Source organism: Nocardioides sp. CCNWLW216, assembly GCF_037120545.1.
Taxonomy (GTDB): Bacteria; Actinomycetota; Actinomycetes; order Propionibacteriales; family Nocardioidaceae; genus Nocardioides; species Nocardioides lianchengensis.
Genome location: NZ_JBBBBJ010000005.1, coordinates 1 through 14,081 on the forward strand (window position 1 = coordinate 1; position 14,081 = coordinate 14,081).

At 71.8% G+C, this 14,081-nt stretch carries 12 protein-coding genes and 1 pseudogene; 6 read left to right on the top strand and 7 right to left on the bottom strand.

The genetic code is table 11. The annotated features are described in order from the left end of the window. Window positions 1-895 (top strand): annotated as a pseudogene (locus V7S47_RS12670) (hypothetical protein); the annotation flags it as partial. 10 nt (window positions 896-905) lie between these two features. Continuing rightward, the gene (locus V7S47_RS12675) at window positions 906-1,622 is read left to right on the top strand and encodes a YdcF family protein (protein WP_336561887.1); all 717 of its coding nucleotides are present in this window, start codon (window positions 906-908) and stop codon (window positions 1,620-1,622) included. Here V7S47_RS12675 and V7S47_RS12680 read toward each other — a convergent pair. After that, window positions 1,600-2,622, bottom strand: coding sequence for an alpha/beta hydrolase (locus tag V7S47_RS12680; RefSeq protein WP_336561888.1), 1,023 nt, complete (start codon window positions 2,620-2,622; stop codon window positions 1,600-1,602). The two genes, V7S47_RS12675 and V7S47_RS12680, sit on opposite strands and share 23 nt — an antisense overlap. 68 nt (window positions 2,623-2,690) lie before the next feature. Here V7S47_RS12680 and V7S47_RS12685 point away from each other — a divergent pair, with 68 nt between their 5' ends. From V7S47_RS12685 to V7S47_RS12695, 3 genes are all read left to right on the top strand, one after another. Then, entirely contained in the window at window positions 2,691-4,850 is a 2,160-nt protein-coding gene (locus V7S47_RS12685; RefSeq protein ID WP_336561889.1) for an RNA degradosome polyphosphate kinase, read from the top strand. Window positions 4,851-4,939: 89 nt separating this feature from the next. Further along, entirely contained in the window at window positions 4,940-5,557 is a 618-nt protein-coding gene (locus V7S47_RS12690) for a DUF47 domain-containing protein (protein ID WP_090859739.1), read from the top strand. Window positions 5,558-5,561: 4 nt separating this feature from the next. Next, on the top strand, window positions 5,562-6,581 hold the full coding sequence (locus tag V7S47_RS12695; protein WP_336561890.1) for an inorganic phosphate transporter: 1,020 nt from the start codon (window positions 5,562-5,564) through the stop codon (window positions 6,579-6,581). 97 nt (window positions 6,582-6,678) lie between these two features. Here V7S47_RS12695 and V7S47_RS12700 read toward each other — a convergent pair whose 3' ends face one another. From V7S47_RS12700 to V7S47_RS12725, 6 genes are all read right to left on the bottom strand, one after another. Then, entirely contained in the window at window positions 6,679-7,722 is a 1,044-nt protein-coding gene (locus tag V7S47_RS12700) for a hypothetical protein (RefSeq protein WP_336561891.1), read from the bottom strand. Window positions 7,723-7,927: 205 nt separating this feature from the next. Further along, on the bottom strand, window positions 7,928-8,707 hold the full coding sequence (gene pstB / locus V7S47_RS12705) for a phosphate ABC transporter ATP-binding protein PstB (RefSeq protein ID WP_090859745.1): 780 nt from the start codon (window positions 8,705-8,707) through the stop codon (window positions 7,928-7,930). Window positions 8,708-8,725: 18 nt separating this feature from the next. Further along, window positions 8,726-9,784: a phosphate ABC transporter permease PstA gene (pstA, locus tag V7S47_RS12710; protein ID WP_336561892.1), complete on the bottom strand. Its 1,059-nt coding sequence runs from the start codon at window positions 9,782-9,784 to the stop codon at window positions 8,726-8,728. After that, on the bottom strand, window positions 9,781-10,743 hold the full coding sequence (gene pstC / locus V7S47_RS12715; protein ID WP_244509488.1) for a phosphate ABC transporter permease subunit PstC: 963 nt from the start codon (window positions 10,741-10,743) through the stop codon (window positions 9,781-9,783). The genes pstA and pstC overlap by 4 nt, the downstream gene beginning before the upstream one ends. Before the next feature lie 105 nt (window positions 10,744-10,848). Continuing rightward, window positions 10,849-11,961, bottom strand: a complete 1,113-nt coding sequence (locus V7S47_RS12720) for a phosphate ABC transporter substrate-binding protein PstS (protein WP_336561893.1) — start codon at window positions 11,959-11,961, stop codon at window positions 10,849-10,851. Window positions 11,962-12,131: 170 nt separating this feature from the next. Next, on the bottom strand, window positions 12,132-13,004 hold the full coding sequence (locus tag V7S47_RS12725; RefSeq protein ID WP_336561894.1) for an NUDIX hydrolase: 873 nt from the start codon (window positions 13,002-13,004) through the stop codon (window positions 12,132-12,134). 19 nt (window positions 13,005-13,023) lie between these two features. On the opposite strand from V7S47_RS12725, the gene V7S47_RS12730 reads away from it, so the two are divergent. Next, entirely contained in the window at window positions 13,024-14,067 is a 1,044-nt protein-coding gene (locus V7S47_RS12730) for a hypothetical protein (RefSeq protein ID WP_336561895.1), read from the top strand. Window positions 14,068-14,081 lie beyond the last annotated feature (14 nt).

Sequence of the window (14,081 nt, forward strand, 5' to 3'; positions counted from 1 at the left end):
CGTGCTCGCCGAGGCGGCCGCCGCGGCCGCCGTCGAGGCCCGCACCCGGGCCGAGGCCGACGCCCAGGCGCACGCCGAGCTGGCCGCCCAGGCCCGGGCCGCGCTCGCCGAGGCCGAGCAGCGGCTGGCCGAGCAGGCCGACGCCCTCACCGCGGCCCTCGCGGCCCGCGAGGCCGCCGAGGCCGATGCCGCCGAGCACGCCCGGCTCCGTGCCGAGGTCGAGGACGCCGCCGAGCAGCGGGCCGTCGAACGCCAGGCCGTCGAGTCGTCGGTGCGCTACCAGGCCGAGCTGGCCCAGGGCGCGCTCGAGGAGCGGCTGGTCGCCGAGCAGCGGGCGGCCGACCTGGCCCACCAGCTCGCCGAGACCCGGGCCCACCAGCTCGGGGTCGAGCCCGGCACCAAGCGCGGCAAGCGGCCGGCCCCGTCCGCCGGCGACCCGGCCGCGGAGCCCGCCGTACCCGCGGAGCCGACGGGTCCGGTGACCTTCAAACGCGGGCGTGGCCGCCGGGTCCTCTCGGCGCTGCTGCTCCTGGCCGCCCTCGCGGGCGCCGCCGGTACGGCGTACGTCGCCGCCGAGGGCGACCTGGCGAAGCCGCTCGGCATCGGGCTGTCGGCGGCCACCGTCGTCCTGGTGCTGCTGGGCCTGCTGGTCCGGCCGCGCGGCCGGACGGTCACCGTCGACGCCGGCGTCGTGGTCATCGCCGACGGCGACAACCAGCACCGCTTCGACCTGACCAGCGACCGCACGGTCGTCGAGGTCCAGGGTTGGCCGGGCGACCGCGACTGGCGTCTCGACTTCGTACGACGGAGCCTGCCACCGGTCAGCGTCGACCGGCGCTCGGTCGACCCCGAGGAGTTCCTCCGGGTGCTGCGCAGGTGGCGCCCCGACCTGTGAGCAGCGTCCTGTGACCGGGCAGGAGCAGGCGGACCTCGACCGCGTCGGTCGCTACCTCGCCCGACGCGACCCCGGCGCCGACACCGAGCCGGCCGACGTGCTGGTCCTCTGCGGCAGCGCGGTGCTCGCGTCCGTCGAGGTCGCTGCCGACCTGTGGCGCCGCGGCGTGGTCCCCACGATCGTGATCACCGGCGGGGTCGGCCACTCGACGTCGTACCTCCGCGCCGCCGTCGCGCACACGGTCGACGACGTCCCCACCGCCGGGCGGAGCGAGGCGGCGGTCCTGGGCGATCTGCTCGCCCGCGCGGGGGTCCCCTCAGACGCGGTGCGACTCGAGGAGGAGGCGACCAACTGCGGCGAGAACGCCCGGTTCACCCTCGACCTGCTCGGTCCGGGTCCGGGCACGCTCCTCGTGCTGCAGGACCCGACGATGCAGCGCCGTACCCATGCGTCGTTCGAGCACCTCGGTGCGCGGGTCCGCAGCTGGGCGCCCCTGGTCCCGATCGCTGCCGCCCGCGCCGGGGTCTGGAGCGAGGAGCGGTTCCGGTCCCTCGTCCTCGGAGAGGTACGACGGCTGCGCGACGACGAGCACGGCTACGGCCCGCGCGGCGCCGGGTTCATCGGCCACGTGGACGTCCCGGGGGACGTGCTCGCGGCCGCCGACCGGCTGGCCGCGGCCCACCCCGGGTCGGTCAGGGCCGCGGTCACGGATTCAGGGCAGCCCTGAGCCGGTCCGCGACCCAGTGGTTCGCCGCGAGCGCGCTCCGGCCGACGCCGACGATGTTGAAGAAGCCGTGGATCTGGTCCTCGAACCGGCGCAGCTCGACGGTCGCGCCGGCCTCCTCGAGGAGCCGCGCGTAGGCCTCGCCCTCGTCGCGCAGCGGGTCGAAGCCTGCCGTGACGACCAGGGCCGGCGCGAGGCCGGCGGGCAGCTCGGCGTACGCCGGCGACGCCCGGGGGTCGTGCACCTCGCCGCCCGGCAGGTAGCTGCGCGAGGCGAGCTCGCGGAACGGCGTCGAGAGGTAGAACCCGTCCGCGAACAGCCGCGAGCTGAGCGTCGCGCGGTCGTTGTCGGTCACCGGGTAGACCAGCAGCTGGAAGGCGACCGGCAGACCGTCGCGGGCCGCCTCGATCGCGACCCCGGCCGCGAGGTTGCCGCCGGCCGAGTCGCCCCCGACCGCCACCCGGTCGGGCGTCGTTCCCAGGTCCGCGACGTGCTCCAGCACCCAGCGGTACGCCGCCTGCGCGTCGTCGTACGCCGCCGGGAAGGGGTGCTCCGGCGCCAGCCGGTAGTCGACCGCCAGCACCCGCACCCCGGACCGCTCGGCCAGCAGCCGACAGGGGGCGTCGTGGGTGTCGAGGTCGCCGAAGAAGAAGCCGCCGCCGTGCAGGAACACCAGCAGCGGACCGGTCGGCGCGGCGCCGCTCGGGACGTAGAGGCGCGCCCCGAGACCGGCGACCCGCAGGTCGCGGACCGACCCGACCGGCTGCTCGCCGCCCGCGAGCCGGGTCTGGCGGACCGCCAGCGCCCGGCCCTGGGGGATCGGCAGCCGCCCGACGTCGGGCTGCCGGCTGACCCGCTGCAGGCGCAGCATCAGCTGGGTGTCGGCCGCCAGGGTCTGGCCGTCGAGGCGGACCGGTCGACCTCCCAGCCGCCGCTGGGCGGCCTCCGGGAGGGCCATCGCCGCCGCCAGGACCCGCTTCTCGACCTCGAACCTGATGTCCACGGCAGTGACCCTAGCGAGCCGGGCGGCGAGGACACCTCCCGTTCACCCTCCGGTGCCACACTGGCGGCATGTCAGCCGAGATCGTCCCGGCCCCGTCGAGCGAGGCCCCTCCCGAGGAGCCGTTCGACGTGGAGCCGCCGTACGTCCCCGACCACGAGGCCCTCGCCGCGGTCGAGAAGTACGACGACCGCTTCCTCGACCGGGAGCTCTCCTGGCTGCACTTCAACCAGCGGGTGCTGGAGCTCGCCGAGGACCCCGCGCTGCCGCTGCTGGAGCGGGCCCGGTTCCTGGCCATCTTCACCAGCAACCTCGACGAGTTCTTCATGGTCCGGGTGGCCGGCCTCAAGCGCCGGATCGCCGCGGGCCTCGCCGTACGCGCCGCCTCCGGGCTGATGCCGCGCGAGGTGCTGGAGAGCATCTGGTCGACGACCCGTGGGCTCAGCGAGCGGCACGCCCGGGTCTTCCGCGACGACATCGTGCCGTCCCTCTCGGAGGCCGGCATCGAGCTGGTCCGCTGGGACGACCTCGACCGCGAGGAGCAGAAGGCCTGCAAGCGGCTGTTCAAGGACCGGGTCTTCCCGGTCCTCACCCCGCTCGCCGTCGACCCGGCCCACCCGTTCCCCTACATCTCGGGGCTCTCGCTCAACCTGGCCGTGCTGATCCGCAACCCGAAGACCGGCAAGGAGCACTTCGCCCGGGTCAAGGTGCCGCCGATCTTCGCGCGCTTCGTGCCGCTCGGGAACCAGCGCTTCGTGCCGCTCGAGGACGTCATCCGCGAGCACCTCAAGCGGCTCTTCCCGGGCATGGAGGTCCTGGAGGTGCACACCTTCCGGGTCACCCGCAACGAGGACCTGGAGGTCGAGGAGGACGACGCCGAGAACCTCCTCGCCGCGCTCGAGAAGGAGCTGCTGCGCCGCCGCTTCGGCCCGCCGGTGCGCCTCGAGGTCGAGGAGTCGATCTCCGACTCGGTGCTGGAGCTGCTGAAGGAGGAGCTCGGCGTCCGCGAGGAGGAGGTCTTCCGCCTCCCCGGCCCGCTCGACCTGCGCGGCCTGCACGGCATCGCCGACCTGGGTCGCGAGGAGCTGAAGTACCCCGCCTTCGTGCCCACGACCCACTACCGGCTGGCCGAGGTCGAGTCGGCCGCGCCCGTCGACGTCTTCAAGGCCACCCGCCGCAACGACGTGCTGCTGCACCACCCCTACGACTCGTTCGCGACCTCGGTGCAGCGCTTCATCGAGCAGGCCGCCGCCGACCCGCACGTGCTCGCGATCAAGCAGACCCTCTACCGCACCTCCGGCGACAGCCCGATCATCGACGCCCTCATCGACGCCGCCGAGGCCGGCAAGCAGGTGCTGGTGATCGTCGAGATCAAGGCCCGCTTCGACGAGCAGGCCAACATCCGCTGGGCCCGCAAGCTGGAGCAGGCCGGCTGCCACGTCGTCTACGGCCTGGTCGGGCTGAAGACCCACTGCAAGCTGGCGATGGTGGTGCGCGACGAGGGCCACCGCGGTGGCGGCATCCGGCGCTACACCCATATCGGCACCGGCAACTACAACCCCAAGACCTCGCGGATGTACGAGGACCTCGGGCTGCTCACCACCAACGAGGCCATCGGCGAGGACGTCGCCCACCTGTTCAACAACCTGTCGGGCTGGTCGCGCAACGCGTCGTACGACGAGCTGCTGGTCGCGCCCGACTCGGTGCGGACCGGGCTGGTCGACCAGATCCACCGCGAGATCGCCCACCACGCCGCCGGCCGGCCCGCCCGGATCCGGATCAAGGCCAACTCGGTCGTCGACGAGGCGGTCATCGACGCGCTCTACCTCGCCTCGCAGGCCGGCGTACCGGTGCAGCTCCTGGTGCGCGGTATCTGCGCGCTGCGGCCCGGCGTACCGGGGCTGTCGGAGACGATCGAGGTGCGCTCGGTGCTCGGCCGGTTCCTGGAGCACAGCCGGGTGTCGTGGTTCGAGAACGGCGGCGAGCCGGTCGCTTGGATCGGCTCGGCCGACATGATGCACCGCAACCTGGACCGGCGCGTCGAGGTGCTGGTGCGGCTGCCCGGCGAGGACAGCATCGGCGCGATCGGCGAGCTGCTCGACGTCGCCTTCGACGCCGACACCTCCGCCTGGCTGCTCGACAGCGACGGGGAGTGGACCCGCAACGACGGCTCGGTGCACCTCCAGGAGACGCTCATCGAGCAGCAGCGACGCCGCCGGCCGAGTGCGTGAGGGGCGCCTGAGGGCCGCCTGACTTGCGTCGTTCGGGACGCCACCCCCTAGCATGATGGCGTTCTGCACCTCCTCACCAGGAGTTCTCCGTGGGTTTGCGTTTCCGACCGGTCGACACTGCGTTCTACGACCTCTTCACCGAGTCGGCGAATCACCTCGTCACCGGCGCCGCTCTGCTGTCCGAGATGCTCGCCGAGGGCGCTGACCACGCCGACGTCGCACGCCGCATGCGCGAGGCCGAGCACGCCGCCGACGAGACGACGCACCGCCTCTTCCGCAAGGTGAACTCGACCTTCGTCACGCCGTTCGACCGCGAGGACATCTACTCGCTCGGGTCGGGACTCGACGACGTGATGGACATGATGGACGAGGTCGTCGACCTGATCCTGCTCTACGAGGTGAAGGTGCTGCCGCCGGAGCTGTCGACGCAGGCCGAGATCCTGCAGCGCTGCGCCGAGCTCACCTCGGCCGCGATGCCGCAGCTGTCCTCGCCGGGCTCCCTCGAGGAGTTCTGGATCGAGATCAACCGGCTCGAGAACGCCGGCGACAAGAACCACCGTCGTACCCTCGCGAAGCTCTTCAGCGGCGAGTACAAGACGATCGAGGTCCTGAAGCTGAAGGACATCGTCGAGTCTCTCGAGGAGGCGATCGACGCGTTCGAGAAGGTCGCCAACATCGTGGAGCAGATCGCGGTCAAGGAGTCCTGAGGGCGTGGACTCCACCCTCGCGCTGGTCGTCGCGGTCGTCACCGTCGCCCTGGTCTTCGACTACACCAACGGCTTCCACGACGCCGCGAACGCGATCGCCACCTCGGTCTCGACGCGTGCGCTGACCCCCCGCATCGCCCTCGGCATGGCCGCCGTCATGAACTTCATCGGCGCCTTCCTCGGCCAGGAGATCGCCAAGACGGTCCAGGGCGTGATCAGCATCGACTCGAGTGCCGGGCACGAGAACCATGCGCTGGTGATCGTGATGGCCGGTCTGCTCGGCGCGATCACCTGGAACCTCATCACCTGGTACTACGGCCTGCCCTCGTCCTCCTCGCACGCCCTCATCGGCGGCCTGGTCGGGGCGGCGCTGGCCTCCGGCACCACGGTCAAGTGGGACGTCATCGTCGAGAAGGTCGTCCTCCCGATGATCGCCTCGCCGCTGTTCGGCTTCGGCGCCGCGTTCCTGCTGATGCTGGCCATCATGTGGATCTTCCGCCGCCGCAACCCCCACCGGGTGCAGCGCGGCTTCCGCTTCGCCCAGACCATCTCCGCCGCCGCCATGGCCCTCGGCCACGGCCTCCAGGACGCCCAGAAGACGATGGGCGTCATCTTCCTGGCCCTGGTCGCGGGCGGGTACGCCGGCGCCGACGACGGCCTCCCGGTCTGGGTCATCCTGGCCGCGGCCGCCGCCATCTCGGCCGGAACCTGGGCCGGCGGCTGGCGCATCATGCGCACCCTCGGCCGCCGGATCATCCACCTCGACCCCGCTCGCGGCTTCGCCTCCGAGACGGTCGCCGCCGGTGTCCTCTACACCACCGCCTTCGTCTTCGAGGCCCCCATCTCGACGACCCACACCATCACCTCCGCCGTGATGGGCGCCGGCGCCACCAAGCGGTTCTCCGCCGTCCGCTGGGGCGTCGCCAAGTCGATCGTCGCCGCCTGGATCCTCACCTTCCCCATGGCCGGCGCCGTCGCCGCGTTCCTCTACTTCGTCTGCCACGTCATCTTCCAGCTGCCCTGATTCGTGCTAGGCGGCCGTTGGGGTAGTCCGTCACACAGGGGTTGCTAAGAGCCGTCTTACCAACCCCTGTGTGACGGACTACCCCAACAGTCGACTCTCAGCCGGCCCGGTACGCCAGCAGTCGACGCTGGTCGGACTCCGTCAGGGCTCGTCGCTGCCGCACGCTCTCGGTCGGCGTCCACCAAGCCGGCCTCTCGAGGGTCCAGCGACGTCCGGATGCCGGCATCGCCTCGGCTCGGGCGTACGTCGACTCGAGACGATCAAGGTACGCCGCCGGCTTGATGCGGTCCGCACCGACCATCGTGACCGGGTGTAGGCCGTGCTTGCGAAACCGGTCCTCACGGGCGAGGTCTTTCGCGCGCTGGGCTCCGCTCAAGTGCGTGGAGCCGTCGTACTCCCCGATCACGCCGGTCTCCGGATCGATCAGGTCGGGAGTACCGAGATGGCGCCCGTCCAGGTCGAACACCGGGACGTTGCAGCGGGGTCGCGGCTTGCCGGCGTCGGTCCAGAGGAACCGCATCTCGTGCTCGGTCGGCGACCAGACGTTCTCGTCTGCGAGGGGCAGCGCGTCCCGGCACTGCTGCACGCCGGTCCACCCGGCGAGGTGGCGGTCGACGAACTCCTGGCACTCGGCTACGGAGACCAGGTCGGAGTACGCAGCCATCTCCAGGGCCAAGACCGCCGCTCGCACGCTGGGTGCGTACCTCATCTCGAAGCACACCGACCGCACCGCCCTAGTCAGCCAGAGACCGTCGTGGAAGACGAGCTCATCGGGCGCCAATCGCTCCTTGCTCAGCACCCGCCTCGCGTCGGGACGCAGGTTTCCGCCACCGATCGCCAAGGTGATCGGACGGTCCTCGGTCCCGTCGAACCAGCGTCCACCCGCCCAACTCAGGGCCGCCCAACCCGTGACCCCGCCGTACGGCGGGAGGTCCGCGGCCGCCTCGACGATCCGCTGGGCGACGGATTCGGGGTCGACCGTCGCGGGGACGAACAGTCCGGCCGAGACTCGTCGCCACCCACTCCCCCGAGACGCCTGCCGCGTCGGACCGCGGCGGCCGGACGGGTCCACGGCGACCGGAACCACCACACCCGGATGTCCTGGGTGCGGTGAGGGGAGAGGTCGCTCCAGCCGACGCACCCCTCGATGCTGATCACGTCAGCGTCCGAGTGGGCCGACCGCCGCCTGACGGTGGATAGCCGCGACGGGACAGCCCCCTGTGGATGGTCGGCGGCCCCGAGGTGGGCCCCGTTGGGGTAGTCGGTCACACAGCGGTTGGCAAGAGCCCTCTTAGCAACCCTCGTGTGACGGACTACCCCGCCAATGCGACTATCGGGGAGGTCGATCAGCCGAAGCGACCCGAGATGTACGCCTCGGTGGACGACTCGTCCGGGCTGGAGAACATCTTCTTGGTGGCATTGAACTCGACCAGGTGGCCGGGCTCGCCGGTGGCCTTGAGGTTGAAGAAGCCGGTGTCGTCGGAGACCCGGGCGGCCTGCTGCATGTTGTGGGTGACGATGACGATCGTGTAGTCGGACTTCAGCTCGTGGATGAGGTCCTCGATCGCGGAGGTCGAGATCGGGTCGAGGGCCGAGCAGGGCTCGTCCATCAGCAGCACCTGCGGCTCGACGGCGATCGCGCGGGCGATGCAGAGGCGCTGCTGCTGGCCGCCCGACAGGCCCATGCCGGGCTTGCCGAGGCGGTCCTTGACCTCGTTCCAGAGGTTGGCGCCCTTCAGCGACTTCTCGACGATGGTGTCGGCCTCGGACTTCTTCATCCGCTTGCTGTTGAGCCGGTTCCCGGCCAGCACGTTGTCGTAGATCGACATCGTCGGGAACGGGTTGGGCCGCTGGAAGACCATGCCGATCTGGCGTCGTACGGCGACCGGGTCGACCGAGGGGTCGTAGAGCGACTGCCCGTCGACGACGACCTTGCCCTCGACGCGGGCGCCGGGGATCACCTCGTGCATCCGGTTCAGGGAGCGCAGGAAGGTCGACTTGCCGCAGCCCGAGGGGCCGATGAACGCGGTGACGGCCCGCGCGCGGATGGTCATGTTGACGCCCTCGACGGCCTTGAAGCTGCCGTAGTAGATGTCGAGGTCGGAGACGTCGATGCTCTTGGCCATGGTGGTTTCCTTGCTCCCTCAGCGCCCGGTCTTGGGGGCGAAGATCTTGCCGATGATGCGCGCGACGATGTTGAGCGCCATCACGATGACGATGAGCACCAGCGCACCGCCCCAGGCGTAGCTGAGCCCCTGCGCGGTCGAGGCGGTGTACTGGGTGTAGATGAACACGGGCAGGGTCATCATGCGCCCGTCGAACGGGTTCATGTTGACCGAGCTGGTGAAGCCGGCGACCACCAGCAGCGGCGCGGTCTCACCGATGACCCGCGAGATGGCCAGCACGACGCCGGTGACGATGCCGCCGACGCAGGTGGGGACGACGACCTTCAGGATGGTGCGCCACTTCGGCACCCCCAGGGCGTACGACGCCTCCCGCAGGTCGTCGGGCACCAGCCGCAGCATCTCCTCGGTGGAGCGGACCACGGTCGGGATCATCAGCAGCGACAGGGCGACCGAGCCGCCGAAGCCGAGCCGGACGGCGGGGCCGAAGATCAGCACGAACAGCGACAGCGCGAACAGGCCGGCCACGATGGACGGGATGCCGGTCATCACGTCGACCAGGAAGGTCAGGATCCGGGCCATCCGGCTCTTCGCGCCGTACTCGACGAGGTAGACGGCGGCGAGGATGCCGACCGGCACCGAGATCAGGGCCGCGAGGCCGGTGATCAGCAGGGTGCCGATCAGGGCGTGGTAGAGGCCGCCCTGCTCGTTGCCGAGCACGCCGCGCATGTCGTAGGTGAGGAACTCGGGGTTGATCGTCGAGATGCCGTTGGAGACGACGGTGACGATCAGCCAGACGAGCGGGACCAGCGCGACGAGGAACGCCGACCAGACCAGGCCGGTGGCGAGCCGGTCGATCGCCGCGCGGCGGCTCTCGACCACGCCCGACCAGACCGGCATGACCACCAGGTAGGCGACGACCGCCACCAGGACGGAGAGCGCGGTGTTCGCGCCGACCAGCCAGGCGAGCGCGCCGAGCGCGGCGGCGACCGCCAGCACCAGCAGCGGCGCCCACTGGGGCAGCCGGGGCTTGGAGAGCCGGGTCTCGGGCCGCTCGGGGCGGGTGTCGAGCGCGGTCATCGGGCCATCCTCCGCTGGCCGCGGCCGGCCAGGTAGCGGGCGAGGAAGTTCACGCCGAAGGTGAAGGCGAAGAGCACCAGGCCGGTGGCGATCAGGACCGCCTGGCCGTCGGGACTGGCCTCCTTGTAGTTGGAGGCGATGTTCGAGGCGATGGTCGCGGGACTCTGGCCGGAGATGATGTTGAGGGTCACGACCGGCGAGGCCGACAGGATCATCGCGACCGCCATCGTCTCGCCGAGCGCGCGCCCGAGGCCGAGCATCACGGCGGAGACCATGCCGGAGCGGGCGTAGGGGAAGACCGCGGTGCGGATCATCTCCCAGCGCGTCGCGCCGAGGGCCAGCGCGGCCTCCTCGTGCAGGCGCGGGGTCTGCGCGAAGACCTCGCGGCAGATCGCGGTGGTGATCGGCAGGATCATGATCGCGAGGACGACGGCGGCAGTCAGCATGGTGCTGCCGCTCTTAGCGGCCGGCCCGGCGAAGAGCGGGATGAACCCGAGGTGCTCCTCGAGCCAGACCGAGGCGCCGCCGATGTGCTGGGCGAGCTCGCGACCGCCCCAGAGGCCGAAGACGACCGAGGGGACGGCGGCGAGCAGGTCGATCAGGTACGCCACGGGTACGGCCAGCCGCCGCGGCGCGTAGTGCGAGATGAAGAGCGCGATGCCGATCGCGAACGGCACCGCGATCACCAGCGCGATGACCGCGGCGAGGACGGTGCCGAAGAGCAGCGGGCCGGCGTACCCGAGGAACGTCGTCGCGGGGTTGTAGAAGTCCTCGTCGACGCTCAGGCCCGGGTAGCCCTCGAGCGCCAGGAAGATGAACACCCCGGCGAGCGCCACCATGATCAGCGCGCCCGAGCCGACGGACAGGGCCTTGAAGACCCGGTCGCCGAGGGCGAGCGGGGGCTTGGCGTCCGGTTCGGCCTCGGGCCGGGGATCCGGACGGGTCGCGGTGCTGGTCACGCGCTCTCCTGGTTCGGGCTGGTCAGACGTGGGTCCGGGCCGGCACGCTGGCCGGCCCGATCGTGGCGGTACGACGCCGCGCGGGGCGTCGTACCGCCACGGAGGTCACTGCGCCGAGATGCTCTCGACCGCGGCCTGGGCCTTCGAGGCCACCTCGGCGTCGAGCGGGGCCGAGCCGGCGTTGTCGGCGGCGGCCTGCTGGCCCTCGTCCGACAGGACGTACTCGAGGAAGCCCTTCACCTTGTCGGCCTCGTCGGCGTCGGCGTAGGTGGGGCAGGCGAGCAGGTAGGAGACCAGGAGCACCGGGTAGGCGCCGGACTCGGTCGTGTCGCGGGCCAGGTCGATGGCCAGGTTGGTCTCGGAGGCGTCCTCGGCCGGCTCGGAGATGGCGACGACCTTGGCCGCACCCTCCGGGGTCGGGGTGTTGAACTCCGAGCCGACGCCCACGGCGACGACGCCGAGCTCGGTGTCCTTGACCGCGCTCTCGTCGGCGTAGGCCACGTAACCCTCGTTGTCGGTGACGCGACCCACGACGCCCGAGGTGCCCTCGGCCGCCTCGCCGCCCTTGATGCTGGTCGGCCACACGCCGTCGGGCTCCTCGGCCCAGCCACCGGCCGCCTCGAGGTACTTGGTGAAGTTCTCGGTGGTGCCCGAGTCGTCCGAACGGTGCACGGGGACGATCTCGGTGGACGGCAGGTCGGCGTCCGGGTTGTCGGCCGCGATCTTCGCGTCGTCCCAGGTCTTGATGGTGCCGTCGAAGATGCCGGTGATCGTGGTGGGCGCCAGGTTCAACGTCTCGATGCCGGGCAGGTTGAACGCCACGGCGATCGGGCTGACGTAGGCCGGGACCTGGATCACGGACTCGCCGCCGCAGCGCTCGATGGCCGCGTCGAGCTGGCCCTCGTCGTTGCTGAGCGCGGAGTCGGTGCCCGCGAAGGAGTAGGCCTCGTTGATGAAGTTCTCGCGCCCGGTGCCGGAGCCGACCGGGTCGTAGTTGAGGGTGACGTCGGGGTTGGCGTCCTGGAAGCCGGCGGCCCACGCGGCCTCGGCCTTCTCCTGGGAGCTGGCGCCGCCGCCGTTGAGCTCGCCCGACAGGCTCGACTCGCCGTCGCCGGAGCCGCTGTCGCCGCTGTCGTTGCCCGCACCGCAGGCGGTCAGGGCGAGGGTGAGGACGGCGATCCCGGGGACGATCGCCCGGCGGATGGAAGTGCGCTTCACTTCGGAACTCCTGATGTCTCTACGTTGATGACATCAGCGAAGGTAGGGAGCCGAGGTGTATGGATCCGGGGCCGTCGGTGAACGAGGGGTGAACTCGAACCGGCCGGTCGGAGTCGCGCGGCTGCCGGGGAGACGGCGATCACGTGAACTTGCCCGGGTTCTGCTTGACGTCAGGGCACCAGGTGCCGTTCGGTGGAACGGACTGTGCCCTTGCGCAGGTGGACGACGAGCATCTCCCCGGGATCCAGCGCGGGGTCGTCCACGCCGAGGCGCTCGAACACCCGCGGCAGCACCGGCCGGTGCGTGCAGAGCAGGCCGCCGGCCCCGTGGGCGTCCATCCGGGCCAGCAGTCGGTCGACGCTCCGGCCCACCGACTCCTTCGTCGCGGCCTCCTCGCTGAGCCCGTCGGTCAGGCGCAGCCGCGCCCCCGACGCACGCACGTACGGCGCGACGGTCTCGGCGCAGCGGATCGAGTCGGAGCTGACGACCCGGCGTACGTCGTACGCCGCGAGCACGGGGCCGAGCCGATCGGCCTGCTCGCGCCCGGCCGCGAGCAGCGGCCGGAGCGGGTCCGCGGAGCGCCAGGTCCTCCGCGCGCGGGCCTTGGCGTGCCGGAGCACGACCAGCGGCAGGGTGCGCCGGCGCCGGTCGAGCGCCTCGTCGAGCGTCCCGCGGTCGTAGTCGTAGCTCAGCCGCTCGCGCGCCTCCGCCACGTCGACCCAGGCCACGCCGTCGATCTCGTCGTTCAGCGCGTAGCGGCTCACGTCGTCGTCGCCCACCACCCGCCCGGTCCAGTAGTGGACCGTCTTCATCCGGTCCTTCACCGGGTAGCGCTGGTCCCCCAGGGGTACGCCGAGCCGCACCCGCAGCCCGGTCTCCTCCTCGAGCTCACGGACCGCGGCGGCCGTGCGGTGCTCGCCGCGGTCGAGCTTGCCCTTCGGGAAGGACCAGTCGTCGTACCGCCCGCGGTGCACCAGCAGCACCTGACGACCCGGCCGGAAGACGACCGCACCTGCGGAGACGACATCGGGGGGCTGACCCATGCGGCTAGTCTCACACCCCATGGGTGGACGGCGGCGGACGGTGGCCCTCGTCCTCGCCGTCGCGCTGGTCGCGGCCGCCGCCGTCGTCGGCGTCCGCTGGTGGCGCGCCGAGCACCGCACCGAGCTGCAGCGGGCGCTCGACCTCGCCCCGACCGACGTCGAGCGGATCTCGTGGACCGCCTGGGCCGACGTACGGCGTGAGCTCGGCACCGGCGCCGACCTCGACACCCTGCTCGACCAGGGGTACGACGCCGACCTCACCTCGGCCTCCGCGCTGGTCGGGTCGGCCCCGCTGCTGGCCGACGAGTTCGGCTGGTCGCCGGCGACGGCCGAGTGGGAGCTGTTCGCCCAGTCCGAGGCCGGCGCGGCGGTGGTCGTGCGGATGCCCGACGACGTCGACCTCGACACCCTCGGCGACCGGCTCGACGCGCTCGGCTACACCCGGCCGGCCGACGACACCGGGGTCTGGAAGGGCGGCGACGAGCTGCTGGCACAGCTCGCCGAGGGCCGCGGCTCCACCCCGCTGCTGCAGTACGTCGCGCTCGACGCCGACGCGCACCTGCTCACGCTGGGCGACCGGGCGTCGTACCTCGAGTCGGTGGTGCAGGACCGCGGCGACGGGGACCCCGACGACGACCTGGCCGAGGTGGTCGAGGCCGTGGGCGAGCCGCTCTCCGCGTCGGTGTTCCGCGGCGACTACGCCTGCTCGGCGCTGGCCATGAGCCAGGCCGACCCCAGCGACCAGGCCACCGCCGACCAGCTGCTCGCGGAGGCCGGCGAGGTCAACCCGCTGACCGCCTTCGCCATGGCCGTCCGGCCCGACCGCGACGTGCTGGTCGCGATGTCCTTCGAGAACGACGAGCAGGCCCGCACCAACGCCGACAGCCGCGCGGTCCTCGCCGCCGGACCGGCCCCCGGCCAGGGCGGCTCGTTCAGCGACCGGTTCACCCTCGGCGACGTCACCGCCGACGGCCCCGTCGTGACCCTGCCGCTGAAGCCGGTCGACGGCGCCTACGTGCTCTCCGACCTCAGCACCGGACCGGTCCTCTTCGCCACCTGCTGACCCGCCCGTGGACA

Bases quoted from the DNA above. Each gene is read 5' to 3' on its own strand.
- V7S47_RS12685 (WP_336561889.1), top strand. From the start codon at position 2,691: ATGTCAGCCGAGATCGTCCCGGCCCCGTCGAGCGAGGCCCCTCCCGAG.
- pstB (WP_090859745.1), bottom strand. From the start codon at position 8,707: ATGGCCAAGAGCATCGACGTCTCCGACCTCGACATCTACTACGGCAGC.
- pstA (WP_336561892.1), bottom strand. From the start codon at position 9,784: ATGACCGCGCTCGACACCCGCCCCGAGCGGCCCGAGACCCGGCTCTCC.
- V7S47_RS12725 (WP_336561894.1), bottom strand. From the start codon at position 13,004: ATGGGTCAGCCCCCCGATGTCGTCTCCGCAGGTGCGGTCGTCTTCCGG.
- V7S47_RS12730 (WP_336561895.1), top strand. From the start codon at position 13,024: ATGGGTGGACGGCGGCGGACGGTGGCCCTCGTCCTCGCCGTCGCGCTG.